This is a genomic window from uncultured Methanobrevibacter sp. (assembly GCF_900314615.1).
GTDB lineage: Archaea > Methanobacteriota > Methanobacteria > Methanobacteriales > Methanobacteriaceae > Methanocatella.
On sequence record NZ_OMWA01000019.1, the window covers coordinates 1 to 25,685 of the forward strand.

General features: G+C 34.6%; 36 protein-coding genes. 11 read left to right on the forward strand and 25 right to left on the reverse strand.

The features are described from left to right. The coding region (locus QZN33_RS06920) for a helix-turn-helix domain-containing protein (protein ID WP_296790342.1) at positions 1–303 on the reverse strand (303 nt) is incomplete at its 3' end. Positions 304–757: 454 nt separating this feature from the next. On the opposite strand from QZN33_RS06920, the gene QZN33_RS06925 reads away from it, so the two are divergent. Further along, positions 758–1,717: a PLP-dependent cysteine synthase family protein gene (locus tag QZN33_RS06925; RefSeq protein ID WP_296790344.1), complete on the forward strand. Its 960-nt coding sequence runs from the start codon at positions 758–760 to the stop codon at positions 1,715–1,717. Positions 1,718–1,819: 102 nt separating this feature from the next. Here the strand turns inward: QZN33_RS06925 and QZN33_RS06930 are convergent, their stop codons facing one another. From QZN33_RS06930 to QZN33_RS06940, 3 genes are all read right to left on the reverse strand, one after another. Beyond that, entirely contained in the window at positions 1,820–2,362 is a 543-nt protein-coding gene (locus tag QZN33_RS06930; protein ID WP_296790345.1) for an Ig-like domain-containing protein, read from the reverse strand. A gap of 292 nt (positions 2,363–2,654) precedes the next feature. Beyond that, positions 2,655–2,837 carry a hypothetical protein gene (locus tag QZN33_RS06935; RefSeq protein WP_296790346.1) on the reverse strand — a complete coding sequence of 61 codons (183 nt, stop codon included), beginning with the start codon at positions 2,835–2,837 and terminating at the stop codon, positions 2,655–2,657. Further along, positions 2,824–3,303, reverse strand: a complete 480-nt coding sequence (locus QZN33_RS06940) for a hypothetical protein (RefSeq protein WP_296790348.1) — start codon at positions 3,301–3,303, stop codon at positions 2,824–2,826. Before QZN33_RS06940 ends, QZN33_RS06935 begins: the two co-directional genes overlap by 14 nt. Positions 3,304–3,534: 231 nt before the next feature. Here QZN33_RS06940 and QZN33_RS06945 point away from each other — a divergent pair, with 231 nt between their 5' ends. From QZN33_RS06945 to QZN33_RS06955, 3 genes are all read left to right on the forward strand, one after another. Continuing rightward, positions 3,535–3,981, forward strand: a complete 447-nt coding sequence (locus QZN33_RS06945; protein WP_296790350.1) for a MarR family winged helix-turn-helix transcriptional regulator — start codon at positions 3,535–3,537, stop codon at positions 3,979–3,981. Between the two features lie 4 nt (positions 3,982–3,985). Then, complete coding sequence (locus QZN33_RS06950) at positions 3,986–5,371, forward strand: MFS transporter (RefSeq protein ID WP_296790352.1); 1,386 nt, start codon at positions 3,986–3,988, stop codon at positions 5,369–5,371. Positions 5,372–5,794: 423 nt separating this feature from the next. Next, entirely contained in the window at positions 5,795–6,181 is a 387-nt protein-coding gene (locus tag QZN33_RS06955; protein WP_394347053.1) for a MarR family winged helix-turn-helix transcriptional regulator, read from the forward strand. An 18-nt stretch (positions 6,182–6,199) separates the two neighbouring features. Here the strand turns inward: QZN33_RS06955 and QZN33_RS06960 are convergent, their stop codons facing one another. Next, entirely contained in the window at positions 6,200–6,937 is a 738-nt protein-coding gene (locus QZN33_RS06960) for a hypothetical protein (protein WP_296790356.1), read from the reverse strand. 174 nt (positions 6,938–7,111) lie between these two features. On the opposite strand from QZN33_RS06960, the gene QZN33_RS06965 reads away from it, so the two are divergent. Beyond that, positions 7,112–7,252 (forward strand): hypothetical protein, encoded by a 141-nt coding sequence (locus QZN33_RS06965; RefSeq protein WP_296790358.1) that lies wholly within the window; start codon positions 7,112–7,114, stop codon positions 7,250–7,252. Positions 7,253–7,276: 24 nt separating this feature from the next. Here the strand turns inward: QZN33_RS06965 and QZN33_RS06970 are convergent, their stop codons facing one another. The 9 genes from QZN33_RS06970 to QZN33_RS07010 form a co-directional block, all read right to left on the reverse strand. Beyond that, entirely contained in the window at positions 7,277–8,005 is a 729-nt protein-coding gene (locus tag QZN33_RS06970) for a hypothetical protein (protein ID WP_296790360.1), read from the reverse strand. Between the two features lie 42 nt (positions 8,006–8,047). Continuing rightward, on the reverse strand, positions 8,048–9,496 hold the full coding sequence (locus tag QZN33_RS06975) for an NAD(P)/FAD-dependent oxidoreductase (RefSeq protein ID WP_296790368.1): 1,449 nt from the start codon (positions 9,494–9,496) through the stop codon (positions 8,048–8,050). Positions 9,497–9,758: 262 nt separating this feature from the next. Continuing rightward, complete coding sequence (locus tag QZN33_RS06980) at positions 9,759–10,379, reverse strand: cytochrome c biogenesis CcdA family protein (RefSeq protein WP_296790373.1); 621 nt, start codon at positions 10,377–10,379, stop codon at positions 9,759–9,761. Continuing rightward, on the reverse strand, positions 10,380–10,805 hold the full coding sequence (locus tag QZN33_RS06985) for a thioredoxin fold domain-containing protein (RefSeq protein WP_296790377.1): 426 nt from the start codon (positions 10,803–10,805) through the stop codon (positions 10,380–10,382). A gap of 12 nt (positions 10,806–10,817) precedes the next feature. Beyond that, positions 10,818–11,000 carry a MarR family transcriptional regulator gene (locus tag QZN33_RS06990; protein WP_296790380.1) on the reverse strand — a complete coding sequence of 61 codons (183 nt, stop codon included), beginning with the start codon at positions 10,998–11,000 and terminating at the stop codon, positions 10,818–10,820. Between the two features lie 38 nt (positions 11,001–11,038). Then, positions 11,039–11,347 carry a hypothetical protein gene (locus QZN33_RS06995; protein ID WP_296790382.1) on the reverse strand — a complete coding sequence of 103 codons (309 nt, stop codon included), beginning with the start codon at positions 11,345–11,347 and terminating at the stop codon, positions 11,039–11,041. A gap of 94 nt (positions 11,348–11,441) precedes the next feature. Further along, entirely contained in the window at positions 11,442–11,747 is a 306-nt protein-coding gene (locus QZN33_RS07000) for a hypothetical protein (protein WP_296790385.1), read from the reverse strand. Between the two features lie 295 nt (positions 11,748–12,042). After that, entirely contained in the window at positions 12,043–12,513 is a 471-nt protein-coding gene (locus QZN33_RS07005) for a pyridoxamine 5'-phosphate oxidase family protein (RefSeq protein ID WP_296790387.1), read from the reverse strand. Between the two features lie 41 nt (positions 12,514–12,554). After that, positions 12,555–13,067 (reverse strand): YgjV family protein, encoded by a 513-nt coding sequence (locus QZN33_RS07010; RefSeq protein WP_296790390.1) that lies wholly within the window; start codon positions 13,065–13,067, stop codon positions 12,555–12,557. A 73-nt stretch (positions 13,068–13,140) separates the two neighbouring features. Between QZN33_RS07010 and QZN33_RS07015 the strand changes: the two genes are divergently transcribed. Both QZN33_RS07015 and QZN33_RS07020 read left to right on the forward strand, forming a co-directional pair. Beyond that, positions 13,141–13,707, forward strand: a complete 567-nt coding sequence (locus tag QZN33_RS07015; RefSeq protein ID WP_296790393.1) for a hypothetical protein — start codon at positions 13,141–13,143, stop codon at positions 13,705–13,707. A gap of 50 nt (positions 13,708–13,757) precedes the next feature. Continuing rightward, positions 13,758–14,330: a hypothetical protein gene (locus QZN33_RS07020; protein ID WP_296790395.1), complete on the forward strand. Its 573-nt coding sequence runs from the start codon at positions 13,758–13,760 to the stop codon at positions 14,328–14,330. A gap of 1 nt (position 14,331) precedes the next feature. On the opposite strand, the gene QZN33_RS07025 is transcribed toward QZN33_RS07020, so the two are convergent. From QZN33_RS07025 to QZN33_RS07060, 8 genes are all read right to left on the reverse strand, one after another. After that, positions 14,332–14,994 carry a uracil-DNA glycosylase gene (locus QZN33_RS07025; protein WP_296790397.1) on the reverse strand — a complete coding sequence of 221 codons (663 nt, stop codon included), beginning with the start codon at positions 14,992–14,994 and terminating at the stop codon, positions 14,332–14,334. A 12-nt stretch (positions 14,995–15,006) separates the two neighbouring features. Then, positions 15,007–15,444, reverse strand: coding sequence for a hypothetical protein (locus tag QZN33_RS07030; protein ID WP_296790403.1), 438 nt, complete (start codon positions 15,442–15,444; stop codon positions 15,007–15,009). Between the two features lies 1 nt (position 15,445). Beyond that, positions 15,446–16,588, reverse strand: coding sequence for a toxic anion resistance protein (locus tag QZN33_RS07035; protein ID WP_296790405.1), 1,143 nt, complete (start codon positions 16,586–16,588; stop codon positions 15,446–15,448). Between the two features lie 10 nt (positions 16,589–16,598). Further along, a complete protein-coding gene (locus QZN33_RS07040) occupies positions 16,599–17,201 on the reverse strand; it encodes a zinc-ribbon domain-containing protein (protein WP_296790407.1) in 603 nt (200 codons plus the stop codon). Between the two features lie 5 nt (positions 17,202–17,206). Beyond that, positions 17,207–18,124, reverse strand: a complete 918-nt coding sequence (locus QZN33_RS07045; protein ID WP_296790411.1) for a hypothetical protein — start codon at positions 18,122–18,124, stop codon at positions 17,207–17,209. 76 nt (positions 18,125–18,200) lie between these two features. Next, entirely contained in the window at positions 18,201–18,644 is a 444-nt protein-coding gene (dtd, locus tag QZN33_RS07050) for a D-aminoacyl-tRNA deacylase (protein ID WP_296790413.1), read from the reverse strand. Beyond that, positions 18,641–19,888, reverse strand: coding sequence for a serine/threonine transporter SstT (sstT, locus tag QZN33_RS07055; protein ID WP_296790415.1), 1,248 nt, complete (start codon positions 19,886–19,888; stop codon positions 18,641–18,643). Before sstT ends, dtd begins: the two co-directional genes overlap by 4 nt. An 8-nt stretch (positions 19,889–19,896) precedes the next feature. Next, positions 19,897–20,847 (reverse strand): malate dehydrogenase, encoded by a 951-nt coding sequence (locus QZN33_RS07060; RefSeq protein WP_296790417.1) that lies wholly within the window; start codon positions 20,845–20,847, stop codon positions 19,897–19,899. 186 nt (positions 20,848–21,033) lie between these two features. On the opposite strand from QZN33_RS07060, the gene QZN33_RS07065 reads away from it, so the two are divergent. Beyond that, a complete protein-coding gene (locus QZN33_RS07065; protein WP_296790419.1) occupies positions 21,034–21,681 on the forward strand; it encodes a hypothetical protein in 648 nt (215 codons plus the stop codon). 8 nt (positions 21,682–21,689) lie between these two features. Here QZN33_RS07065 and QZN33_RS07070 read toward each other — a convergent pair whose 3' ends face one another. Next, positions 21,690–21,950 carry a hypothetical protein gene (locus QZN33_RS07070; protein WP_296790421.1) on the reverse strand — a complete coding sequence of 87 codons (261 nt, stop codon included), beginning with the start codon at positions 21,948–21,950 and terminating at the stop codon, positions 21,690–21,692. An 87-nt stretch (positions 21,951–22,037) separates the two neighbouring features. Between QZN33_RS07070 and QZN33_RS07075 the strand changes: the two genes are divergently transcribed. The 3 genes from QZN33_RS07075 to QZN33_RS07085 all read left to right on the forward strand — a co-directional run bounded on the left by QZN33_RS07075 (position 22,038) and on the right by QZN33_RS07085 (position 24,201). Further along, positions 22,038–22,835: an amidohydrolase family protein gene (locus tag QZN33_RS07075; RefSeq protein ID WP_296790423.1), complete on the forward strand. Its 798-nt coding sequence runs from the start codon at positions 22,038–22,040 to the stop codon at positions 22,833–22,835. A 303-nt stretch (positions 22,836–23,138) separates the two neighbouring features. Further along, positions 23,139–23,906, forward strand: a complete 768-nt coding sequence (locus QZN33_RS07080) for a V4R domain-containing protein (protein WP_296790426.1) — start codon at positions 23,139–23,141, stop codon at positions 23,904–23,906. Between the two features lie 31 nt (positions 23,907–23,937). After that, entirely contained in the window at positions 23,938–24,201 is a 264-nt protein-coding gene (locus QZN33_RS07085; RefSeq protein WP_296790428.1) for a hypothetical protein, read from the forward strand. Here the strand turns inward: QZN33_RS07085 and QZN33_RS07090 are convergent. Both QZN33_RS07090 and QZN33_RS07095 read right to left on the reverse strand, forming a co-directional pair. Continuing rightward, positions 24,188–24,607, reverse strand: coding sequence for an NUDIX domain-containing protein (locus QZN33_RS07090; protein WP_296790430.1), 420 nt, complete (start codon positions 24,605–24,607; stop codon positions 24,188–24,190). The genes QZN33_RS07085 and QZN33_RS07090 overlap by 14 nt on opposite strands. Positions 24,608–24,685: 78 nt before the next feature. Further along, complete coding sequence (locus QZN33_RS07095; RefSeq protein WP_296790432.1) at positions 24,686–25,684, reverse strand: GGGtGRT protein; 999 nt, start codon at positions 25,682–25,684, stop codon at positions 24,686–24,688. Between the last annotated feature and the right edge of the window lies 1 nt (position 25,685).

Consider the following 25,685-nt stretch of genomic DNA (forward strand, 5'->3'; position numbering starts at 1 on the left):
TCCATTAAATGAACGTATTAAGTCACGATAGACCTGCTGCAATGTGCTAGATTCACTGTCATATAAAAATGGATATTCCTTTTTCAACATTGTTAACATGGTGTTGAATGTGGTTTGATTGCATTTTAGCTTTGTATAACCATGTTGTTTAAATAATTCAAAGGTTTTTTGGTATTCTGTTAATAAATTATTCCAAACAAATCTAACATTACCCAGACTCCGATTAAATTCATCCACCATAACCTTATCAAGATACAACTTAACCTTCAAACCTTCATTAACAATAATACACTCATCTAACATGAAAAAACACATCAAAAATATCTATTTTATATTCCAACTAATTTTGAACACAAAATATAATATATCAATAGACAATATATAAAGAATAAGCGAGAGCATTTGATAACTAATGCTCTTTTTATGCAATTCATCCTCGACTTGAAGAAGTCAAGGTATTCTTGCACCATTTAGATAAAAAAAATCTGATAATGCAGAAACTCATTGAAAGAAACGATTTTATAAAATGCGGAAGAATATATGTTGCAGACGGATCCGCTAGAATCGCATATCAATGGACAAAAATCTGAATCATCACCTGTTTGAAATATAATCATTTTAAAGACTGAATTTTTTAAAATTGTTCATGAATGATATTGAATCATTTTTAGGCAAATTCTAAAATATTTTTTTAGCAAAAAAGTATTTTATAATCAAAAAACATAAATTAAAACATTATTGAATTGGATTGAAGATTATGAATTTGGAAAAACTGATTGGTAACACACCAATGATAAAAATTGATTATGAATATGAAGGAAAATCAGGCAGTATTTATACTAAACTTGAATATTACAATTACTCAGGCAGTATCAAAGACAGAATAGCATTATACATTCTTGAAAAATCAAAAGAAAACGGCGAACTACAGGATGGTCAGCCTATTGTTGAAGTAACAAGCGGAAATACCGGAATCTCATTCAGTGCTATCGGAGCGCTTTTAGGTCATGAAGTCCATATATTCATGCCTGACTGGGTATCTCTTGAGAGAAGAAACCTTATTGAAATGTATGGTGCAAATGTACACCTGGTATCAAAAGAAGAAGGCGGATTTAAAAAGGCACTTGAGCTTGCTGAAGAATTTGCCATAAAACATGACGCATTCAGACCACTCCAATTTGATAATGAATTAAACGTTGAAGCCCAATATAAAACAACCGGTCAGGAAATCATCGATGCAGTTCCTGACGTGAATGCTTTCGTTTCAGGCATTGGAACCGGAGGCACACTGATGGGTATTGGAAAAAGATTAAAGGACAACAATCCTGATTCAAAAATAATCGCACTTGAACCATCCACATTATCAATACTTAAAATGGGAATGGAAGAAGGAAGCCATCTTATTGAAGGAATAGGAGATGACTTTATTCCGGGAATTGTTGACCGTGGCGCAATTGATGATATTGTTCTGATTCATGACTGTGATGCAATAAACATGTCCAAAAGGATTGCAAAGGAATTCGGTTTGGGAATCGGTATTTCAAGCGGTGCTAACTTTTTAGCTAGTGTATTAAGTGACAGTGATGAGTTGACTATTGCAACCGTTTTTCCGGACGACAACAAAAAATACATAACTACAAAATTATCCGAAGAAATTGATACAGATTCTGAACTGCTTTCAAACAATATAAAGCTTATAGGATTTGAAGTTGTTTAAAAAAGAGTTATTTTTTTCAAATGTCCAGTTTGTCCTAGTTATGGTTGACAATTGAATCTAATTAAAAAAATAAGTGAAAGATAGTATTGCACTAACTTTCATTTAATCTATTTTTTGCCATTCATTATTACCTAAATGTTTATACTTATGGCCGTCAGGAGCATCGTGAACCTCACCAGTGTAGATTATTCTGCCTTCCTGTGCACTATAGAATGCACCTGGATCTCCGCTAGATGATGAATCATCAGAAGTTGCAACTTCATTGGCTTTAACAGTTATGTTTTTAGATATATCAGATGCTTCAAAATCATCATCACCTGCATATGAACAGTTAACTGCATATGTTCCGGCTTCATAATCAATTTCTAAAACAGCAATACCGCTTTTATTGGTAGTAACATTGGCTGTTTTATTAAAACCGTTATCTCCTGTAACAGTAATGTTTACAGTTGCGTTTTCAATGGCTTCTCCCTTATCGTTTGTGAGGTTGATTGTCAAATTATCCCCCGGATAAAGTGTATCCTCACCAGTGATATTCAGTTTGGTTTGGGTTTTTCCAAATAAGGAGAATGCAGAAGCTGCACCAACCATAAGAATTGCTATCACTGCTATTAATATTGCGAAAATTATTTTGTTTTTACTCACAAAATCATCCTCCAATACTATATTGCCCCACAAATTAAATATATTTTTCAGTTGACAATCGCTTGAAAGTAAAATTTTTAATGCTTTGATGTATATCCCCTATTGAAATTAATGTAAAATTTACATATCGTTAATGTTAAAGTAAAATCAATTAAATAATTTAATAGATTCTAATGTCAAAGCATTAAATAAAGAATCCTTCTGATGATATGATGACAGTTAAAATAATAAGTGATTATGGCCGTAATTATTTTCAATTCTAACATTCAATGAACAGTTAAAATTCATTCTATCACCTGTTTATACTGTCAGAGGACTTTTTGCTTTCAATCATATCTTTATATTCTTCGAAATTGTCCTTGTTGACAACCATCCAGTCATCATTGACCTCATCATCATCCATAGTTGCTATTTGAAAATAATAGCCTTGATCTATGAAGAATTTCAAAAAATCCATCGGTTTAATATGTCCCATTTAGTTCACCTTTTAATAGCTTTTTAAGGTTTAAAGTTGCAGATATGTCGAGAATATAATATCCGTCGTTATGTCTGGTTATTACATCAAACTCACGTGTTAACTTTTCCATCATGAATGTATAGCAGAAGTATTGTCTTGATGTTGCATCAACTGATTTTGGAAGGTTGAATTTGTATTCGAAGTTAACGATTTTCGGAATCAGTTTAAATGAATTTAATTTTAGCTTTTTTGTTATGAAATTCTGAGGGATTTCAAAAAATTCATCCATTGCCTTTTCAAGCTCCTTAACCAGTTCAATTTTTTTATCGTATAGTTTTTTAAGCCTGTTTTTTGTTTTTTCATAGTCGCTGCACAGAAGTTCTGCGTCATAATCAGTGACTATTGTTTCATTAATTCGAATTAAATCCCTAATCAGTAACTCGATATCTTCAATTTTAACCATTATACTGCAACCTTCAATCATAATTTCCACTAATAACTATAATATTCATTCTATTTAAGCTTAATCCAATTGTATTGGCTTAATAAAATTGTTGTGACTTAGTAAAATTGTTGTCATTTAACCATTGTATTTATAGTTTTCTATTGACAATTTAAAAGATTTTAAGGCTGAAAATTAATTGTTTCATTATTAACTGTTTCATAAGAAACATTTATATTGTTTTATATACATAACATAAAACAGGTGAAAACAATGGATGATAAAAGCCATCAGGCAATTAAAGACAGTTCTCCATTTGTGGCATGGATTCACAACATATCCCTGAATCAGCAGAAATATATGAAAGCAAAATTCAATGAACTCGATTTGGGCCATGATGTGAGATATATCATGTACATCTATGACAATCCGGACTGCTCACAGGAAGATCTGGTCAATATGTTTTCTCAAAGCAAGGGAAACATAGCCAAGGTCTTGAAAAAAATGGAGGATGAGGGATTTATCAAAAGAGACGTAAATCCCGAAAACCGTCGAAAATACATGCTCTATACGACTGAAAAAGGAAACGAACTTGTTCCGAAATATAGGGAACTATCAAAAAAATGGGAAGAGGAAGTTGGAATAACAGATAAAGACGCAGAACTTAAAAAAAGACTGAAAGAAATAGCAATCAGAGGAATGAATCTTATAGAGGAGTGATATTATGAAATTTGACTTAGAAACAATAGTAATAGCTGTATCATTTATAACATCATTTTTTGCAGTATTTCTCTCAAATGGAATCATCATAGGAGTTCCGGCAATAGCGCAGGAATTTGCAATGAACAATGTTATTCAAAACTGGGTACCGACAATATTTTTCCTTGTGGTGGCAGTGTTTACTGTACCTGCAGGACAGATTTCAGGAAAATTCGGAGTTAAAAAGACACTGCTTGCAGGTGTAGTTTTATATCTTCTTGCATCCGTCGGAGCATGTCTTTCATTTTCAACAGAAACATTTTTAGTTTTCAGAATACTTCAGGGAGCAGGAGTTGCATTTTTAAACGTATCTGCAATGGCAATGGTTGTACAGGCAGTAAAACCTCAAAACAGAGGAAAAGCACTGGGTTTTACAGTAACCGGAGTGTATCTTGCAACATCACTTTCACCGGTAATCTGCGGATTTTTAGTCCAGAATCTTGGATGGAGATCAATGTTTTACTTTGTAATTCCGTTTCTGGTATTATGTATTTTATTAATGGTGCTTAAAATTCCAGGAGAATGGAAAACATATGAAAAAGATAAAATTGATAAAACCGGTTCAATACTTTATGGAATCGGAATTTTAGCTTTCATATACGGATTTACCACACTGACAACAACCAACGGTTTACTGATTACAATCATAGGAATAGTGATGCTGATAATATTCGGAGCATATGAGCTAAGGCAGAAATCACCTGTATTCAACATGAATCTCTTTAAAAACAAGAAGTTCACCTCATCAAATATTGCGGCATTATGCAGCTATATTGCAGTAATGGTGATTACAACCATATTGAACTATCATTTCCAGTACGTCAGAGGATGGAATGCACAGATGTCAGGACTGATTTTGATTATTACACCAATAATCATGGCTATAATGGCGCCTAATGCCGGAAAATTATCTGATAAAATACATCCTCAGAAACTGGCCGCTATAGGAATGGCAATAGCTACAGTTGCAATGCTGATACTGACTTTCCTAACCCAGGATACACCGTTATATCTTGTTGTTGTTGCAATGATTCTGCAGGGTTTCGGTATGGGACTCTTTTCATCCCCGAACATGAATGCTATTATGAGTTCAGTTCCGCCAAAGGACGCACCGACCGCTTCAGCATCACAGGCTACAATGAGAACCATAGGACAAACAATGAGTTTAGGGCTTTTGACTTTAGTCTTTGCATGGGTAATGGGCAGTCTGGAATTAGCTCCGCAATATGCATCAATGATTGTGCAGGCTTCACAGACAATTTGTCTTATATGTACAGTTGCATGCGTTCTTGCGGTGTTTGCGTCACTTGTCGGAATCCGTTCAAGCGACAAATTCAATACAAACAGATAAGGGTAGTTTAATCTACCCACTTAATTTTTTAAAACATTATTGCTTTTTATGATTTTTGAAATCTTTACATGAGGATTAATGAATCTTTCATGACTGTTTTTTTCATCATTGATTGTTAAAACGTTGTTTCTGCAGTGATGTACGCATCCTAAACAGAATTCACATATATCTCCAATAACAGGTCCTTCTTCCGTTAATGCAATATTGCCTCGTGGACATACCTATGAACATATCCTGCAGCGGGTACACTCATCACCGACAATAATATGGAATTTCTCAGTCATTGTGGATTCCAGCACCTTTTCAATAAAGGGAACATCAGTAAACATTTTTTTGGACATTCTGTAAATTAAATATAAAATATGGAATTTAAATCAAAAAAAATCACCAATACCATATGAACGTATCGGAGAAATATTCTACATTCTACACAAAAACAATAGAAAATACTTAAATGATTCATTAAACAAATATGATTTAAATCTGATTCAGTTAATGTGTCTTTTAACAATTCATAATAAAGAAAACATCACACAGCAAGATTTAACAGACCATCTATTTTTAACTAAAAGCGGCATTACACATGCAATTAGAAATCTTGAACAAAATAACTATTTAAAAAGAACCCAATCAAAAAAAGACGGCCGCCAGTATACATTAAGTCTGACACCGAAAGGTGAAAAAATAATTCCCAAATTAATTGAAATTAACCAGAAATGGGAAAACACAATGGAAATAAATAAATTAGATGAAAGATTTATAGAAGAATTAAAAGATTTGGCAGACAAATCAATTAATCTGAACTTATAGGTCCATTCTTCTAAAACATCATAATTTCAAATTATCAACACCGCGAATAAGCTCCAGCATATGGGAATCCTTTACATCCTGTGAAAAGAAACTGTTCTCTTCAAGATAAATTGCCGGAACTCCGTTCTGATTTAGCGGAATTGTCAGATAAGGTCCGCTTGTAGTCTGGTAAGGATTGTAATATGAAATGTTTTGAGTACTCTGGGAAACATTTCTGCCGAGTTTTTCACCGTCACCTCCATCTACAGGAGAGAATACAAAAGTATCATAAGGATAAGCACTTCCGTGGCCATGTATGTCAACAGCAAGCTTATAGCTGCCGTTTACAATTTGAGGATAGACATATTTCAGTGCAAGATCCTGGCCTTCAGCTCTTCCGGGCTGGTCGTCAGGCAGGAGCTGTCCGTACTGGGAGTAGTTCATGCTTACGTTTATGACATATATGTCATAGCAGTGATTTAAATTGGACTGCTTTGGAAGCAGTTTAAGCAAAGTAGCATGGGTATCATTTTCAAGAGGATGCACACCTACAACATAAGCTATCTTCTCACCGTTAGGGTTTCCTACATTTCTTATCACTTCAACGGAACCTAGTGAATCATTTCCTAAAAGTTCATGTGTTACATCTGCAGTGCCGGTAGCATTGTCTGAACCTGGCTGATTATGGAATACTGCAAGCTGTGTAAAAGCAAAAACACTGCAGATTATTGCAATTATAAGTATTATTAAAAATAATCGATGATTTTTTCTAGACATTACTCAAATATTACTGTTTTTTGATTAATAAAGTTTAGTTTGAAATGTTATTAAATACACTTCTATTTTTGAGTTTAATAAAAAAAATTAAAATTGTAATAATTTTTAAAAAAAGGATTAACTATTTAAAGAAAAAAATTAAATTAATATTAAAGATTTATGAGGTGCATTTTAATGGCAAAACCAATTGGAGAAACACCTACATTATATGGTAAAGAAGCTATGGATTTTTTAAGAAAAATGAATGAACCACCTAGCAAAGAAGACATTGAATTTAGGAAAAAATGCGAATCACAAAGAATTGTATTATTTTAACTCTAAAAAAATACCATATTTATTTTAAAATATTTCATTATCAACAGCATAAATCAGTTCCAGCATGTGCAAATCCTTTTCATATTGAGGTGCGAAACTGTATTCCTCATAGTAGAATGCAGGAACACCATTTTCATTTAACGGAATTGTCAGATATGGTCCGCTTGTTGTGGAATCCGGAGCATAATATGAAATGTTTTGACAATTATCTGCAACGTCATGAGTATAATCAACGCTGAGGCCTTCCTTAACAGGAGAAAATACAAAAGTCTTATATTCATATGCACCAACATTTGAATGAACATCAACTGCCAGATCATAACCGCCCTCAGCAATTTCAGGATATACATATTTCAAAGCCAAGTTCTGGCCGTTCTGCCTTCCCTGACTGTTATCTGATGACCCGTCACCATAATGACCAATATCTTCAGTTACGTTAATGATATAGATATCATAGCAGTTGTTCAAATCTGTGAGTGTCGGAAGTATTTTTAAAAGTGTTTTATGTGTGAGGTTTTCAAGGGGATGAACACCGACCACATATGCAATCTTCCTGCCGTCGGGATTTCCTATGTTTTTAATGACTTCAACAGTCCCAGGATCATCTGAAGAATTAGCAATAACTTCATGGTCATGAGGAGCAGTATTATTAATCGCTGTCTTATTTTCACCGGACATGCTGATTATAGCCATTCCCAATGACAGAATTATAATTATCAATATTAAAATTAAAATATAGTCTTTTTTAATCATGCTTTTCAAAAAAAAGTTTAAAACATAGGCATTTTACCTATGCTATAAATCATAATGGATATTGTGCAGTTTATACAGACATACTGAGCTGCTTGAAGGGAATGCGTAAATCATATAGTCAAGCTCTTCAAGAGTTATCTTTTTGTTTATTATGAATGCAAACATGTTTGCGACGTTTTCAGCATCTGCAGCATAGATTTCTGCACCGACAATCTGAAGGTCCTTATCTACAATGACTTTTGCCTCTGCGGTTGTGTCGTTTTTAAGCTCCAGAGAGTATGAATTACCATATCTAATCTGGTGAACTTCATATTCATCACTTTCCTCTGCAACATATGCAGGTACACCTACTGTAGCAATTCTTGGTATTGTATATGCAACTGCAGGAACAACAGGATAGGTTATCTCATCAGCTTCTCCTAAAAGCTCTTTTGCGAGGTATTTTGAGTGATGTATTGCAACAGTTACAAGCTTTGCAACGCCGGTATCTGCAACGTCACCTGAAGCATAGATGTTAGGAATTTCAGTCTGCAGGTGTCCGTTTACCTTGATTCCCTTGCTTGTATAAGTTAAACCGACGTTTTCAAGACCTATATCTTCCACATTGGCTTCTCTTCCCATAGCTGCAACGACATAATCCCCGGTCAGCTCAAGTCCGCTGTCACAGACTACTTTAAATCCGTCTTCATATGCCTTATTGTCAATTTTTGCCTCAGGGTCTCTTAAAAGTTCATCTGAATTTTGTGCACTTGCAACATTTAAAACTTTAGCGAGAGGATCATCGATTTGGACATTGCTTATGACTTCTTTTACTGTCTGGTTAAAATGGAATCTGATATTTTTTTCCTTTAAAATCTCAATGACCTTCTGGACGTAAGGCTGGTGGAAGTATTTCAGTGCCATGTTTCCCCTGATGATTACATCTGCGCTGAGTCCCGCTTCGGCTAATATTGAAGCAAATTCCATACCTACAAATCCTGCTCCTATGATAATTGCATGATTTGGAAGCTCATCGATATCAAGATAATCTGTACTGTCATGTAGATACTCTTTACCTGGAATGTCGGGAATTACAGGTTTAAGACCTGTTGCTATTACAATTTTATCTGTTGTAAACTGCTTTTCGCCTACCTGAACTGTGTGTTCGTCTATGATAACACCTTTTCCGTGTGCCACATCAAGGTCATATTCATCGAATTTTCCATCGAGAAACGGTGCCATATTTGCGATTCTTTTTCTTTTGAATTTCATCAGGCTTGGCCAGTCCACTTCAAAGTTGCCTGCTTTTCCAACACCTTCAAAGTTATCCGCCAGTGCTTTTATTTCATATGGCGCATCAAGAAGTGCCTTTGAGTTGCATCCTCTGTTTGCGCATGTTCCTCCATAAAGACTTTCTTCTACGATTAATATTTTAAGGCCTGCTTTTCTTAAAAATCGGCCACCTTGCCAAGCGGCATTTCCGCTTCCAATATAAATAACATCATAATCCATTTTTTTAACCTCAAATAAAATATTAGTTTAAATAGTATAAATATCTGTTTTTTACTTTAACATCTGCTTTTTTTATTTTAAAAATTGGATTTTTAAAGGGCTTGATATATATCCCCAATTAAAATTAACTTCAAATTTTCAAATATTTAATGTTAAAGTAAAACATCTCTGATAATTCTGACAGTTTTTGAAATTCATCCAAGAATATTGCAGATGCTTTTGATTATATGCATACCAAGAGTTTATGGAAAAATTATCATTTTCAGATAAAGACCTTAAGAGCATCAAAGAGAAGATAGAGCGCTCCGAAGATTACAAGAACCGCAAATATTTTAGGAATGTATTTTGCCTTTGAAATCAGTTTCTCCAGGTTGATTTTTGATATTATAAAGCTCATTACAATCAGTGTCAAAGCAAAACCGATGCAGTATATGATAATGTTTAATACAGCATATGACGGATTAGCAGAGCTTATAAGCAATGTGATAAGGGATATCAGATATCCAGTATAGCATGGAGCCCATGCAACGGATGTGAGAACTCCCATAACGTATGATGATACAAGACCCTCACCTGTGATATTAGGCAGGCTTTTAAATGAAAATGAATAGTCAAAAAACATCAGAATTCCTATTATCAGAAGGATTATTGCTGATATGACTCTGATTGGGGTGATATATGTATAAAGAACTGATGTGAAAAAACCTGTGAGAAATATAACTGCAATGAAAATAGTTATGAGTCCGCCAATAAAAGACAGTAACTCAAGTTTTGATTTGGATTTAAGGCTTACGCTAACAAAAATAGGCAAAATTGGTAAAATACAGGGAGACAATATGGATATTACTCCTGTTGTAAATGAGATTAGTGGAAGAATTTCCATCTAAATCTCCTTGATTGAGTTTAAAAATTCATCTGCAGGCAGATATCCGTCTATCCTGTGGACTTCTTTGCCTGTAGAATCAAGAAATATGCAGTCCGGAGTGCCTACAACCTTGTGCTGGCCTGCAAGTGTAGCATTTTTGTTTACATCAACGCACACAACAATGAAATTCTCATTCAATTCTTTTTGAACATCACTGTTGCTTAATACATCCTGCTTTAACAAATCGCAGTAATAGCAGCTTGACTGATCAAAAAGCAGAAAAACAGTTTTGTTCTGTGAAGCTGCATCACTTAATGCCTGATTTAAATCTGATGTTGCATTTAAACCGTCAACCAGCTGAGTTGAATCGGCACTGTATACTGCAGATAGTGAGATTGCTGCAAGGATAATTAATGAAATTAAAAAAATCCTATGATTTTTCATATTTTCCTCAAATTATTTATCTGCAAGAGTCCAGTAACATCTTTTAGGTGAAACGATTGTTTCATCTTTTTTGAGTTCTTTCATTATTTTATCCACTTCTTTTTTCTCAACACCAGATAATTCACTGACCTTTTTTGCGTTTAGAGGGTCTTCAGAATTTCTGAATGCTTCAATTACTTTCTGCTTATCATCCATAATATCACCAAAAATATTCAATTTATCAAAAATAACAATTAAATGATTCCGAATATGTCTTTAGCCCAGCTGATTTTATGTCTGGCATCTTTAATTCTTACATCATAATCTTCAGTATCTGTAAAGTTTTCATCCAGATTTTCTGCTTTACTATTAATATCCAAAGAATTGTCTTTAATTTTGCTTAAAAAAGAATTGTCATTTTCTATTTCATCAATTTCTGAAGCAAATATTTCTCTTGCCTCATAGAAATTATCAACAAGTTTTCCGAAACCAATGCCATAAGATTCCAATTCATTTAATTTTTCAATTTGCTCATCAGTTAATTCCGCTTCAATTTTAACCATAAAATTCCTCAAAAAGGTTAATTAATACTATTATCTATAATTAACCTATTAATAATTAACTAAATCACAAAAAGGAATGTAAAATATTTATTACTTATATCCTGAATATGTCTTTTGCCCAGCTGATTTTATGCCTTGCATCCTTGATTTTCACTTCATATGTTTCGTTTTCGGAAAAGTTTTCATCAAGATTTTCAGCCTTATTGTCAACATCCAAAGAACTGTCTTTGACTTTTCCCAAAAGAGAAGTGTTTTTCTCCATTTCCCCGATTTCAGATGATACTTTGGATCGGGCTTCATAAAAATTATCGATGAGTTTTCCTACATCCATATCATATGATTCCAGTTCTTTTAATTTGTTAACCTGATCATCAGTTAATTCCAATTCAATTTTTGCCATTCAAAACACCATATATTCTAATTACAATTATATATTTAATTAATCATTTAAATTATTTTCTAGTTTTTGAATAATAAATTAATTTAATTTTAATTATACTCTTAATAAATAATAAAATTTATAAAAACATATCATTTATTATATATTCAATGAAAATAATGTTAAAATATGTATTTTTGTATAAAATAATAAAAAAATATTATAAATAATTTAAAATATGAAATTCCAGAATTAAAATAATTTAAAAAAAATATGAACATTTTAAAGAAAAATTATATAAAATAGAAAAATTGATTCATTTTTCAACAACAATTTTACCGCTTAAATGCTCAATGGTTATTTCAAAAACTTCAGTCCTGTCAATCAGACGGTTGATTTCATCAACAGTTTCTTCATGAGTAGGAAAGAACCTGTCTCCCAGATGAGTCAGCTTATCAATCTTGTCATCCTTATCAGTTAGTGTTCTGATTTTGCCGAATGCAATAACGCTTTTGAATGTATACCACCATTCACCGTCATTTTTGACACCTTCATCCATTACGCAGTAGGAACATTTTGAGTATTTTTTAACAGCATCGTTTTTATGACCCTTTTGAGCACCGTGAAAATAGATTTTACCGTCAACGTAAACATGACTCATTGGAATTGCATAAGGATAGTCGTCATCTCCCAAAAGCGCCAGAACACCTCGGGGATATTTAATCAATATATCAATACATTCGTCCTCGGAAAGCTTTTGTTTTGACCTTCTCATTTTTCTAAACATATTAACATATATGACTTTCAAATTAAAAAAAGTATTCAGTCTTATTTTTCATCATGAATCAGCTTGAAAAATGAAACAAGACCAATAAGTGCAGTTATGCTTTCTATACCGAATGAAGAAAAGTCCCATATCGCAAGGAAATAGACTATATAAAACAGTTCATTTACAATGAAACTGAGCTTAATCCATTTGATCTCTTTTAAAGCGTAATTGCAGATTGTAATCTGAATAATAGCCATTATAGGTAAAAGCCCGATAATTCCCATGGTATTTACTGCAAGGCCAACGGCAACAGACAGGACAATGAAAAATATTGTCCAGTTGAGTGTCAGACGGTCCTTGTATACCATAATGTTTCTTGTTGCAGCTATTGCCATGGTGGTAACGCCGGTCCAGGACAAAAAGAAAACGGATGAAATCATAAGGACAAATGCGTTTAGAAACTGATGCTTGTATGCCCTTTTCTCATCATTGACAACCATACTCAAAATCAGAAAAATGCCTGCAACAAAAGAAATTGCATTACCTATTATAATGTTTAAAGCCAGACCCATCACTTTTATATTAACTTTAATTCAATATAAATTTTTCAAAATATTTAATAAGTTTAATTTAAAAACTAAAACTATGGAAATAACAGCTGATGAGATGAAAAAATCAATAGAAAAGATATACAGAAGACTTGATGAAGTAAGCCCCGTTGATTTTGACTGCGGAAAACTGTGCGGTGAAGTCTGCTGCGTATATGATGCGGAAGATTACAGAAATGAAGAGCTGGCCCTTTATCTGCTTCCGGGCGAAGAGCTCATGTATGAAGATTCACCTGACTTTGAACTTTACTATATCGATTCAGCTGAAATCAAATACCCTCATTCATGGAAAGGTCAGATTTATCTTGTAAAATGCACAAATCCGCCTAAATGCGACAGATCAATCAGACCTATTCAGTGCAGAACATTTCCGCTGATACCTCATCTTGATAAAAAAGGGGAGTTTCATCTGATTTTTGATGAAAGCGAATTTCCATATAAATGCCCTATTGTCCATGACCATATCCGGCTGAACAGTAACTTTGTAAAGGTAACATATGAAATCTGGATGATGCTTATTGCAAATCCCCTGGTGTATGACTTGGTTGATATGGACTCAAGAATGAGGGACAATAGAAAAACAGATTATGAGATAGTTATTTAAGCCTTTACACACATACTATTACCATGACAAAAAAGATTCTAATTTTTCTTTTGGCATTATTAGTCCTGATTAATGCTGCAAGTGCAACGGACTCATCAAACTGGACAGAAGCAAATGTTGGATATGAAACGTTCAAGATACCTCCACAGTATGAAAATCCGTATCAAAGCGACTTCAACATGTATGAATTTGATGAAAACATTGACGTTTTCACAATAAGATATGTCAATCCAAATATAATGAGCCTGTACGGATATTATATCGAGAAATACCCTGAAAAGAAAGTTACAGTATCAGGCCATGATGCAGTTCACTTTACCTACTACGACAGGCATGACGGGACAAACAATTCAATCCTGTGGTTTTCATCCGGTGAAGAATTCTATTATATCAACTGGATCGGACACAATATAACCTCAGATATAAAAGAAATAGTTAAAAGTTCATCTCCGTCAAATTATACTCATAAAGAGTTTTATGACATCCTCGGCGATGAATATCAAAACTACAAAATTGTGAATGCACTTGAATCTCAAAGATATGATTCACCGAGCAATTCTAAAAGTTCTCATTCATTCGTTTCATTCGGAAGCAATGGAATTAACTTTGGAGTTATGACCTGATTCAGTCAAGTCTCCAGTTAATTTCATCCATTTTATTTTCCTTTAAAAATTCGTTTGCCATCTTAAAGTGATTTGACCCGAAAAATCCACGTCTTGCTGAAAACGGTGAAGGGTGTGATGTGACTAAAACCAGATGATTCGGACTGGTGATTAGCTCTTTTTTCTTTTCCGCCTGTTTTCCCCACAGAAGAAATACAACCGGCATTGTGTGTTCATTTAAACTTTCTATAACTTTATCAGTGAATGTCTGCCATCCGCAGTCACTGTGTGAATTGGCATTGCCCTCTTCAACCGTGAGTACAGTATTTAAAAGAAATACTCCCTGCTTGGCCCATTTTTCAAGACATCCTGATTGAGGTATCGGACAGTCATATTCACTGCTGATTTCCTTAAATATGTTTTTAAGAGATCGTGGTATCGGTCTTCCCTCAGGTGTTGAAAAAGCAAGTCCGTGGGCCTGACCTTTCTCATGATAAGGGTCCTGGCCTATAATGACCACTTTAACATCACTGAAAGGTGTTAGCTTAAATGCATTGAATATATCATCATATGGAGGATATACTGTTTTTGAAGCGTATTCAGCATCAACAAATTCCATAATCTTTTTAAAATAATCCTTTTCAAACTCTTCTTTTAAAATCAAATCCCAGTCGTTTCCAATCATAAAAACACCAGTTTATAATGCTACAGCGGCAAATATGATAAATATTACAATCAGAAACACACAGCATAAAATATTATTGTTGAAGCTGCCTGATTCATTATTATTATCATTTTTAAGAGATGTTGAAGAGATTGTGTATTTCTCCTCGTTTTCATATACATCCCATAACTTGACTGCAAGCCAGACCGAACGGATAATGCTTACAAAATAGAGCAGCATTGCTAAAAGTAAAATCAGAAGGGTAGGATTCAGTATGCCGTATCTTGGCCCCCCATACATTGCAAACATTATAAAATATAAAAACCATGGAGCTTCATACATTACCCCTTCCAGAAGCCAATTTCTGTTATTGTACTTTACTGCAATGTAGATGAATCCGAATCCGTTTAAAAACATTATAAACGAAAGGATTACCCACCATGATTTTTTGATTTTATCAAATATATCCATATTATTCCATTAGATTTCTGTTGTTTGTTTCTATTTTGTCAACAACTTTCTGACCGTCATTTGCCATGTCACTGAACATATCAATTGTTTCTTTCATTTTAGGAAGTGCCTGTTCCTTATATGTGCTTACATCTTCAATAGCCTGGAGAGCTTCTAAAAATGATGCTTTTAAAACATCAGGAGATATCATAGTCTCTGCACTGTGCTTTTGAATTTCACTTCCCTGCTCTCTTAGCATATGGGATGTGGTTTCAATAATGTTTTCAGTGGTTGAATTCAATATGTTGATTTTATCCATTACGATTTTCTGATCATATAAAGCGCTTGCAACCATTACAGCAGTTCTTAAAGCAGATAAGGTAACGTTTTTAGCACGGTATACACCGCGTATAAGTTCCTTGTTGTTTCTTCTGATAACATTCAGGGATACAATACCCTGCTGGTTTACAACAATCATCTGCTGCATATCCATGATTCTCTGTCTTAGAGGGAAGAGTATTTCCTCACGTACGAACTTGATTTTGTCAGCAGGAACGCCGTTGAGTTCAGCTTCCTGAATTTGTGCTTCAATTGATTCATCCATCTGTTTACCAAGTTCAATGTCTGCCAGCAGTTTGTTGGTTACTTCTCTTAAGTAGTTTTCTTCGTTTAAAAGAGTTGTATTGTCATTCTGAAGCACTTTACTGCTTTTGTCCAGTGACTCCATAATGTTTGAAATAGCTCCTTCAGCTTTTTCATATTTTTCGAAGTATTTTCTGACAGGATTAAGCAGATTGCCGAAAACACCTTTTTTAGTGAAATCGACTTTGCTTGGGTCAAGATCTTTCATTTGCCTGTCAAGTTCAGCGAGTTTTTCTCCGATATTTTCAGAGTCTTTGCCGCCTTTCTGCAAATCAACAAATCTTGTAGCAAGCATTTCATTTCTGCTTGCGGATTTGGACATGTCAGTCAAACCGAATGAATCCAGTGGTTTCATGATACGGTCTCTTGATTGAGGATCAGTGAAATCAGCGTCAAATATTGCAACAGCATTACTATTTGCCTGAGTTTTTATATTAGAATTTTCTAATTTTTTTTCTTCCTCTTTCAAGGTTGTTTCTACATCATTTTTAATTTCATCAATATCTAGGGAAAATTCAGCCATACTATCACCATTAATTTAAATAATCAATACCTGTTTTATCTATTATAGATGTAAAATTATCTATTACTTTTCCATCTTTTATAATTTCCACATTTACATGGTCCGGATTAGGTTTTTTAAATGTGGTATAATAAGCAAAGCTTATCGGATAATCAGTATCATAATAAACATTTGCCAAAGTTTCTGTTTCCTGACCAATCTGTGTATTATTTTCATCCATATAAACTGTTCTGATGTTATATCCTTTCAAATCTGAAGGGACTTTGTTAAATATTGCTTCTGTATATAGGCTATATGATTTTTTACTTGAACCGTCTGAATCCCAACCGTTAACGTCTGTAATGGTCAGGTCAACTTCATGCTTTGGAGTGTCATCAGCTTGATTATTATGATTTCCGCCACCGAACCCCATTGAAATAACCACACCTGCACCTACTATAATAACAATAGCTATCAGCACCAGAAAAATTTTTCCGTCTGAAAATATTCCTGAACTGCTTTTGGAACTTGTTGAATTAAGCGAATCCTTTCTGAAAAAATCATATCCGCAATTGGCACAGAAATGTGCTTCCTGAGGAACAGATTCACCGCATTCCGGACATTTTTTAGACATTTCAATCACTCTTTATAATCTTTAACGGAACCTATCAGGTCTTCCATATCATCCAATAAAACCTGCACTTCCTGTTTGGAATCGGAATCGGTACTTATATTGATTACCAGTTCATTTGTCAAATCTTCAATCTGGTCAATTATTCTTTTCATTGAATCTATTTTATTTTCAACCTCTTTTCTGATTCTTGGTGTGTCTTCAGCAGCCAGTTTTATAATATTTAATGCTGTATCTGCCTGAGAATAAAACAAATCATTGCATTTGTCAATCATCAGGATAAACCTGTCATATGTAATCTGAGGAGGCTTGAACTTTTTAGCTACCAGTTGTCTTGCTACATCCTCTTTAACTTCAAACAATACCTTAAGATTATTTATTTCAACCTCATACTGTTTGAGTGATTCAAGATGCATTTCCTCATCAATATCCACAGTGACTTTTTCATCACCTTTATCTGCTTTAGATGTATCTCTCTTTTGAGATTCAGCAGTATCTTTAGCGCGATAAGTCTTCAAATTGAATGCACGGTATGCATAAAGTATAGGAACTATGAATAAAACAAGAATTATCACTGAAAAAAAGAGATTCCTATTAAAAAGAATAGGAAGAGATATGGACAGTAAAATTACATAGTAAAGACCTAAAAGCCATGGTAGAGATTCATGAACTAAAAGCATATCTGAAAGATCACCAAAACCTCTCTTTAAGCGTATTTGTGAAGCTGCCTTTGATTCAGGTGCATACTGCATTATCTCGTCATCACTAAGAATGCCTTCGCGAGGCTCTACGATGTATTTTATCTCAGATAATGTTTCTACACAGCTGATTAATTTTCCTTCACAGTCATATGCTTTGGAATCCTTGAAAGTTAAAGGAGTTGTTAATCTTTTAATCTCTTGCGCTTTGGTAATTTTACCGGACATTTTTAGAAAGTCTCCAATGATTATCAAATTATATATTTATATAATCTGCTTTTAAATTTATGTATTTAACTTGATACTAATCATCGAATTCTTTTTCAAGTATTATTGTTACCGGACCGTCATTGAGCAAGTCAACTTTCATATATGCTCCGAAAACACCGGTTTGGACTTCAACATATTCCCTGCACTTTTCTACAAAGTAATCAAAAAGCTCTGTTGCCTTATCAGGTGCAAGGGCTCTGTGAAATGAAGGCCTGTATTTTTTGACTTTGCCGTATAGGGTAAACTGAGGAACCAGCAGGAGCTTTCCTCCAATATCCAGTACTGATTTGTTCATTTTGCCTTCATCATCTGCAAATACTCTCAGCTTTGCAAGTTTACGGGCCAGATAATCGGCTTCCTTTTGAGTGTCGTTTTCACCGAAACCTACCAGCGCCATAAGCCCCTCATCAATTTTACCTGTGACATCACCGTCTACTTTAACGCTTGCGTGTGTTACTCTCTGTACTACCAGTTTCATTTTGCAAATTCTCCTAAGAAATTAACGGGTTCTCCTTTTTTGGATCGGTCATAATATTCTGCTGTAGCTGAAAACAGTGCATCACCGGCGGAATTTAGTGCAGTTTCACAGGAATCCTGAATTACTCCAATTATAAATCCGACTGCAACAGCCTGCATGGAAATGTCTGGAGATATTCCGAACAGTGAACATGCCATAGGAATCAGTAGAAGTGAACCTCCGGCCACACCTGATGAACCGCATGCTCCCAGGGTAGAGATTATACATAATATGACTGCCAAAGGAAATGCCACATGGATTCCTATAGTGTTACATACCGCAAGGGTCATTACCGTAATTGTCACTGCGGCACCTTCCATATTAATGGTTGAACCCAAAGGAATGCTTATTGAATAAAAATCCTTGTCAAGGCCCAATTTACTGCATAATTCCATATTTACCGGAACATTGGCCGCTGAACTTCTTGAGAAAAATGCAGTGATTCCGCTTTCTCTAAGGCATGTCAATACCAAAGGATAAGGATTTCGTTTTAGTGCAAATCCTGCTATTAAAGGATCTGTAACAAATGCAACAAATCCAATGCATCCTACTAAAAGTAAAATCAGCTGCCCGTATTGTGTAAATATTCCTATTCCACTTTCAGAAACTGACTTGAAAACAAGCCCCATAATACCGAAAGGAGCACACTGAATTACAGCACGCACCACACGGGTAATCGCTTCTGCAAGGTCATCCAATACATCTTTTGTGCTGTCCCTACCAACATTTTTAATTGCAATACCTAATACTACTGACCAGAAAAGTATTCCAAGATACTCACCTTCAGCCAGAGACTTGATAGGATTTTGGAAAATGTTTAAAAGCAGATTTGATACTATTTCTCCAAGTCCGCCCGGAGTAGTGGCAGTACTTGCTGCAGACAAATGCATAGTAACCGGAAACATGTAACTTCCGATAATAGCCACCATAGCTGCCAAAAATGTACTGAACAAATACAGAACTATAACTGTCTTAAACCTTTGTGCAATACCGCTTTTTGCCTTTGAAATTGCTGAGGTAACCAGTACAAATACCAAAATCGGAGCAATTGCCTTAAGTGCACTTACAAACAAATCACCCGGCAATCCGATTATCGAATATTGCGGAACTAAAATTCCTAAAACTGCCCCTATAATCAATCCAATAATAATTTTTAAAATTAAACTTGATTCTGTCCATTTTTTAACAAAACTCAACAAATCCATAATTTCATCTACTTATTCAAATTATCCATAACGATATCGGTAGTCTCTTTGATAGCTTCTGCAGCTTCCTTGAATTCATGAAGTTCAAAATCATTCATATGAATAGGTACAATCATTGCAATACCGTTTTTGGATAGTACTGCCGGAACTCCAATAGAGACATCATGTACATCTGCAATTTCTCCTTCAAGATATGTTGAAACTGTCAGTATTTTATGAGAATCAGTGATTATTGTTGAAATTAAATTTGCAATAGCAAATGCCGGACCATATTCTGTGGCGCCTTTTTTTGAAATGATTGTATTTCCCGCTTTTTTGAGTCTGTTTACCAGTCTTGGAACTTCCATATCAACAGCACGTACGAAATACTTCAACGGAATACCACCGATTGTTGTTGAACTTAAAAGAGGAACCATATGATCTCCATGTTCGCCTATAACACGTGTATGCACTTCAGAACTGTTGATGTTGATTTGTCTTGAGAAATAAGCTTTAAGCCTTAATGAATCCAGGTGGTTTCCGATACCTATTACCTTGGTTTTCTTAAATCCGGAAGCCTTATATGCAACGGTTGTCATTACATCAACCGGATTGGTTGCAACCATTATGATTGAATCCGGTGCATGAACTGAAATCTGGTGAGCATATTCGGCTACGATCTCAGAATTAGGAATTGCCAAATCACGTCTGTTCATCCCCTCTTCACGGTGAACTCCAGCAGTAATAAGCACAATTTCTGAATTTTTCAAATCATTAAAATCATCAGTCGGTGTTAATTTACAGTCTATATCTTCAGCTGCCAGCGCATCATACATATCAAAAGTTTCGCCTTTAGCCTTATCCACACTTTGGGGCCTTGCAAAAAATACTATTTCATCAACAGTATCCGCCCTTGCTAGGGTAAATGCAACATTTTTTCCAATTATTCCTGTTGACCCCATTATACTTACTTTTACCATATCTTAATATTAGTTTTTATAATAAAAATAGCTTACGAGCTTGAAAAAATTCTAAATATCTTTTAAAATATTTAAATTAATTTAAACAAAAGATATCAAATTCAATTTTTTTAAAATTTTTGTTAATAAATATAAAATGTTTTATACTATTAAAACTAATCTTTAAACAATTAGAGAGTTGATTATATGGTTGATGAAGAACTTAAACTTGAAACAAAATGTTATGATGCCAACGAATACGGATACCTTTATGGACTGAACAGAAAGATTCCCGATGAAGAATTTGAAAAGGTAAAACCCTATTTCAGAAAATTCAAAAGAATGGACTTTGTTGAAGGAAATGTTCAGGTAACCGGAAGGCCTGAAGGATGGAGATGCCTTGAAAAGGATGTCAGCAAAGTCGAAGAAATACTTGGAATAACAAACACCCTTGAAAAAAGACAAAACAAAGTAAAGGAAACTTTTGCAGACCCTATTAAAAAAGCAAACCTTAAGGACAAATCCTATGAATGGCTTACAATGCTTTTTAAAAGCGGTACACGTCCCGAACAGGACCTCTCAAGACTTGCAGTTCATTCCACAAAAATATATGATCCCCAGGACAGCTTTAAAAATGGAGCTAAAGACGGCGAAGGTGAATTATTCATATATACTCCTCACGGAATGTGGTATATCATCAACAATTGCGGAGAGTATTCTGATTTAAGCCTTAATAATGTCCAGTCACCTCACGGAGGAGCTATCGGCTACAGGCTCATGTATGAGGATCTCGTTGACAGGCTGATTAGAATCTACACTGAAGAAAATGAATACACCGGTGAAAAATTATACTGATTTTTCACCTAATTTCTAAACAGAAGATACAGTGAAACTGCAAAAAGCACCACAACAACAACTATTGCCAGAATCCAGTTTACAAATGCATATATTAATGCTCCAAGCAAAAAAATTGCCAGATATATCAAAACACCAATATTGCTTTTGTGATATATCGAATTGATTCTTCCGATTGAATTGTTATCAAGCTTTAAACCGCAGCCAGCACAGATTTTTTCCTGTGGAGAGATAATCTTGTTACAGTTAGGACATCTTTCTACTGACATATTATATAATTATACATTCAAATTAATTAAATATTTTATAGTTAAAAAATAAAAATGTAACATGATTATTATAGGTGGTTTAATTTTATGCAAAAAATAGTAAATGCACATTGTCACATATATCCTGAAAAAATAGCAGATAAAGCAGTAACTGGAATTAGAGACTTTTATGATTTGGATATGTCACTGAACGGAAAATTGGATGATTTGATAAGAGACGGAAATACAGTTGGAGTAACACACTATCTGGTGCATTCAGTTGCCACTACTCCAAAACAGGTCAAATCAATTAATGAATTTATTGCAGAATCCGTGAATACGCATCCGGATTTGTTTACAGGTTTCGGAACACTTCACCCAGACAGCGAAGACATCCAGGGCGATTTTGATTATCTGATAGAGCTTGGACTTAAAGGAGTAAAACTGCATCCTGACTTTCAGATGTTTGCAATGAATGAAGAAAAAGCATTCAGAATCGGAGAAGTTGTAAGCAAAGGCAATGTTCCTATGCTTGTTCACTGCGGAGATTTCAGATACAACTACTCAAATCCTGAACAGATTAAACCCTTCCTTGACAAGTTTCCAGACATTACATTTATCGGAGCTCATTTTGCAGGATGGAGCATGTGGGAGGAAGCTACCGAAAAGCTTGCCGGAACTCCAAATCTTTATGTGGATTTAAGCTCAAGTCTTTATGACCTTACACCCGAAACTGCCTTAAGACTGATTCATGCATATGGTGCTGACAGAGTTCTGTGGGGAACCGATTATCCTATGTGGGAATCTGAAAGCGAAATGGAATACTTTAACAGGATTGATCTCACAGATGAAGAAAGGGAACTGATTTTATACAAAAACGCTTCCAAACTTTTAGGACTCGAATAATCAACAAATTACCATCACCAGAAATTAAAAATGTTTTAATAAATACGAACAAATTTTTTACATAATCACAATTTATATCACAAAACCACTTAAAAAACTATAAATTTTTCATATTTTTTCTTTCTCAAAATTAATTGATATTACCTACTTTTAATTTAAATTTAGTATTTATTGCATTTAACAGTTAAAGTTTGTCTAAACAAAATTTTAAGCATTTTAAAAAGATTTATATATTAAAAAAGACCAAATATTTATTTGCAATGTAGATGTTTTTAGTTTAATTATAATTTTAGGAGGCACACTATGACTACCTCAAACCCGATACAAATAATATTAAACGATAATAAAACAAACCAGCAGATGGTCGGAATTGACATCATTAAAAGTCCAATGAAATATGAAATTCTCGACCTGCTTAGACACGACGAAATGAACTTCGAAGAAATAGTTGAAAATACATCTAAATCCAAAGCCAGCGTATCTATGCATCTAAGGGATTTACGCGAAGAAGGGATTGTGAACTATAAAGCAGACCCCCGCGACAATAGAAAAAAGATTTTCTATTTGAATGCCGATTTTTTAGGATCAATTGATTCTAAACAAATCAAGAAAAACTATAAAAACCAGACTAAATTATTGATAGACGAGTTTATTCAACAGGGCGAAATAAACTACGTTACATTGCTGACCCATACCTTCAAATCCATTTTAATGGAATACGGGATGGATATTTCCCCAATTTTGCAGAAAATCGGAAATTACATTGGCGAATACCTGTTCAGCCAATTATACGACGAAAATCTGGAAAACTTCCTGGACAATATATCCCTATACTGGAGAGAAAATAATTTAGGCGAAATACAATTCGATACTGAAAACAAAATACGAATAACTTGCATAGATTGTTTTGAATCATTCAATTTTCCAAAATCAGGACTGCCTATATGCAATCTGGAAAAAGGAATGCTAGAAAAACTTTTCAATAGCTATTTCAAACTCGATTTAAACATTGAAGAAGTTAAATGTTATTCAATGGGCGATGGAAAATGTGTTTATGAAATTCAACCCTAAAATAGTTAAACCAATAATGAGGCGGAAAAAAATGACTACTCTTAAAGACATACTAGAAAAAAACATTGCCGATGTCAAAAAAGCGCAACTGATTGGAATAATCCTTCAAGAGCAAGGATTTAAATGTTTTGTTGAAGTTGATTCAAAATACATCAGAATTGAGGAACTTAAAAATCATCATAGCCTTACAAAAGAAAATCTCAGTACCATACTTGAACTAAAAGACATTGAAATTGCAAAATTGAGAACTGAAATAGGGATGTTTAATATTTTCTACATCCCTATCTCTTCATGAAAGCATTGACTGCTGGCGGTGTCAAAAGCCCGTCAGCAATCATTTTATAAACTTCATCCCAGCTGAACCATCCATATTCATCATGTTCTCTGCTGATTTTAACATCACTGCTTTTGCATGTAACCTTCATAATCAGCTGAATTGATTTTATCTCTTCAGAGGTTTTGCATGCTGTATAATCATTTCTAACTACATTATACAGTGATTCAATATCCACTTCAAGGCCTGTTTCCTCAAGGTATTCCCTTCGAAGAGCGTCATCAAAATATTCGCATTTTTTAACCTTGCCCCCGGGAATTTCCCATTTACCTGCATCATGAGCTGATTTGGATCTTATTTTTAAAAGCAAAACCTTACCTTCAAATTCGCATATTCCTCTAACGGCAAGTCCCCACATAGTCATCATAATACCACTCAAAAAACAGTTTAGATAATCTCCAAGACAATACTCAGAACAAAAAAAATAATTAAGGGATGAAATCCCTTATTTCATAGCTTTCTCAACAGCAACTGCAACAGCTACAGAAGCTCCGACCATAGGATTGTTACCCATTCCAATCAATCCCATCATTTCCACGTGAGCAGGGACGGAAGATGATCCAGCAAACTGTGCATCTGAGTGCATTCTTCCTAAAGTATCTGTCATACCGTATGATGCCGGTCCTGCAGCCATGTTGTCAGGGTGGAGTGTTCTTCCTGTTCCTCCTCCTGATGCGACTGAGAAGTATTTTTTGCCCTGCAAGATACATTCTTTTTTGTATGTTCCGGCAACTGGATGCTGGAAACGTGTAGGGTTTGTTGAGTTACCTGTAATTGATACGTCAACTCCTTCAAGATGCATGATAGCTACTCCTTCACGTACATCATCAGCACCATAACATCTTACTTTTGCCCTTTCACCATCAGAATAAGCTTTTTCCTTAACTACTTTAACTTCGCCGGTAAAGTAGTCAAATTCAGTTTCAACATGAGTGAATCCGTTGATTCTGGATATGATTAATGCTGCATCTTTTCCAAGACCGTTCAATATTACTCTTAAAGGTTTTTCTCTTACCTCATTTGCAGAGTTTGCAATACCGATAGCTCCTTCAGCAGCTGCAAAACTTTCGTGACCTGCAAGGAATGCGAAACATTCACTTTCATCACTTAAAAGCATTGATGCAAGGTTTCCGTGTCCTAATCCTACTTGCCTGTCATCAGCTACACTTCCAGGAATACAGAATGCCTGAAGACCTTCACCTATTGCCTTTGCAGCTTCAGATGCTTTGATGCATCCCTGTTTTATAGCTATTGCAGCTCCAAGAGTGTATGCCCAGCAGGCATTTTCAAAACAGATTGGCTGAACGCCTTTGACAATTTCATAAGGGTCGAATCCTTTGTCAAGACAAATCTGTTTAGCTTCCTGGAGGTCTTTTATGCCATATTTTTCTAAAACCGGAGTGATCTGGTCAATTCTTCTTTCATAACTTTCAAATAAGCTCATT

What these genes read in the sequence shown, in the direction of transcription:
- QZN33_RS07030 (WP_296790403.1), bottom strand. Translation starts at nt 15,444, where the DNA reads ATGGATATATTTGATAAAATCAAAAAATCATGGTGGGTAATCCTTTCG.
- QZN33_RS07015 (WP_296790393.1), top strand. Translation starts at nt 13,141, where the DNA reads ATGGAAATAACAGCTGATGAGATGAAAAAATCAATAGAAAAGATATAC.
- QZN33_RS06945 (WP_296790350.1), top strand. Translation starts at nt 3,535, where the DNA reads ATGGATGATAAAAGCCATCAGGCAATTAAAGACAGTTCTCCATTTGTG.
- QZN33_RS06950 (WP_296790352.1), top strand. Translation starts at nt 3,986, where the DNA reads ATGAAATTTGACTTAGAAACAATAGTAATAGCTGTATCATTTATAACA.
- QZN33_RS06940 (WP_296790348.1), bottom strand. Translation starts at nt 3,303, where the DNA reads ATGATTGAAGGTTGCAGTATAATGGTTAAAATTGAAGATATCGAGTTA.
- dtd (WP_296790413.1), bottom strand. Translation starts at nt 18,644, where the DNA reads ATGAAACTGGTAGTACAGAGAGTAACACACGCAAGCGTTAAAGTAGAC.
- QZN33_RS07000 (WP_296790385.1), bottom strand. Translation starts at nt 11,747, where the DNA reads ATGGCAAAAATTGAATTGGAATTAACTGATGATCAGGTTAACAAATTA.
- QZN33_RS07080 (WP_296790426.1), top strand. Translation starts at nt 23,139, where the DNA reads ATGACTACCTCAAACCCGATACAAATAATATTAAACGATAATAAAACA.
- QZN33_RS07010 (WP_296790390.1), bottom strand. Translation starts at nt 13,067, where the DNA reads ATGGGTCTGGCTTTAAACATTATAATAGGTAATGCAATTTCTTTTGTT.
- QZN33_RS07060 (WP_296790417.1), bottom strand. Translation starts at nt 20,847, where the DNA reads ATGGTAAAAGTAAGTATAATGGGGTCAACAGGAATAATTGGAAAAAAT.
- QZN33_RS06925 (WP_296790344.1), top strand. Translation starts at nt 758, where the DNA reads ATGAATTTGGAAAAACTGATTGGTAACACACCAATGATAAAAATTGAT.
- QZN33_RS07085 (WP_296790428.1), top strand. Translation starts at nt 23,938, where the DNA reads ATGACTACTCTTAAAGACATACTAGAAAAAAACATTGCCGATGTCAAA.
- QZN33_RS07090 (WP_296790430.1), bottom strand. Translation starts at nt 24,607, where the DNA reads ATGATGACTATGTGGGGACTTGCCGTTAGAGGAATATGCGAATTTGAA.
- QZN33_RS06970 (WP_296790360.1), bottom strand. Translation starts at nt 8,005, where the DNA reads ATGATTAAAAAAGACTATATTTTAATTTTAATATTGATAATTATAATT.
- QZN33_RS07025 (WP_296790397.1), bottom strand. Translation starts at nt 14,994, where the DNA reads ATGATTGGAAACGACTGGGATTTGATTTTAAAAGAAGAGTTTGAAAAG.
- QZN33_RS06995 (WP_296790382.1), bottom strand. Translation starts at nt 11,347, where the DNA reads ATGGTTAAAATTGAAGCGGAATTAACTGATGAGCAAATTGAAAAATTA.
- QZN33_RS07040 (WP_296790407.1), bottom strand. Translation starts at nt 17,201, where the DNA reads ATGTCTAAAAAATGTCCGGAATGCGGTGAATCTGTTCCTCAGGAAGCA.
- QZN33_RS07065 (WP_296790419.1), top strand. Translation starts at nt 21,034, where the DNA reads ATGGTTGATGAAGAACTTAAACTTGAAACAAAATGTTATGATGCCAAC.
- QZN33_RS06975 (WP_296790368.1), bottom strand. Translation starts at nt 9,496, where the DNA reads ATGGATTATGATGTTATTTATATTGGAAGCGGAAATGCCGCTTGGCAA.
- QZN33_RS07045 (WP_296790411.1), bottom strand. Translation starts at nt 18,124, where the DNA reads ATGTCCGGTAAAATTACCAAAGCGCAAGAGATTAAAAGATTAACAACT.
- QZN33_RS06935 (WP_296790346.1), bottom strand. Translation starts at nt 2,837, where the DNA reads ATGGGACATATTAAACCGATGGATTTTTTGAAATTCTTCATAGATCAA.
- QZN33_RS06990 (WP_296790380.1), bottom strand. Translation starts at nt 11,000, where the DNA reads ATGGATGATAAGCAGAAAGTAATTGAAGCATTCAGAAATTCTGAAGAC.
- QZN33_RS07035 (WP_296790405.1), bottom strand. Translation starts at nt 16,588, where the DNA reads ATGGCTGAATTTTCCCTAGATATTGATGAAATTAAAAATGATGTAGAA.
- QZN33_RS06965 (WP_296790358.1), top strand. Translation starts at nt 7,112, where the DNA reads ATGGCAAAACCAATTGGAGAAACACCTACATTATATGGTAAAGAAGCT.
- QZN33_RS07095 (WP_296790432.1), bottom strand. Translation starts at nt 25,684, where the DNA reads ATGAGCTTATTTGAAAGTTATGAAAGAAGAATTGACCAGATCACTCCG.
- QZN33_RS06960 (WP_296790356.1), bottom strand. Translation starts at nt 6,937, where the DNA reads ATGTCTAGAAAAAATCATCGATTATTTTTAATAATACTTATAATTGCA.
- QZN33_RS06980 (WP_296790373.1), bottom strand. Translation starts at nt 10,379, where the DNA reads ATGGAAATTCTTCCACTAATCTCATTTACAACAGGAGTAATATCCATA.
- QZN33_RS07005 (WP_296790387.1), bottom strand. Translation starts at nt 12,513, where the DNA reads ATGTTTAGAAAAATGAGAAGGTCAAAACAAAAGCTTTCCGAGGACGAA.
- sstT (WP_296790415.1), bottom strand. Translation starts at nt 19,888, where the DNA reads ATGGATTTGTTGAGTTTTGTTAAAAAATGGACAGAATCAAGTTTAATT.
- QZN33_RS07070 (WP_296790421.1), bottom strand. Translation starts at nt 21,950, where the DNA reads ATGTCAGTAGAAAGATGTCCTAACTGTAACAAGATTATCTCTCCACAG.
- QZN33_RS06985 (WP_296790377.1), bottom strand. Translation starts at nt 10,805, where the DNA reads ATGAAAAATCATAGGATTTTTTTAATTTCATTAATTATCCTTGCAGCA.
- QZN33_RS07075 (WP_296790423.1), top strand. Translation starts at nt 22,038, where the DNA reads ATGCAAAAAATAGTAAATGCACATTGTCACATATATCCTGAAAAAATA.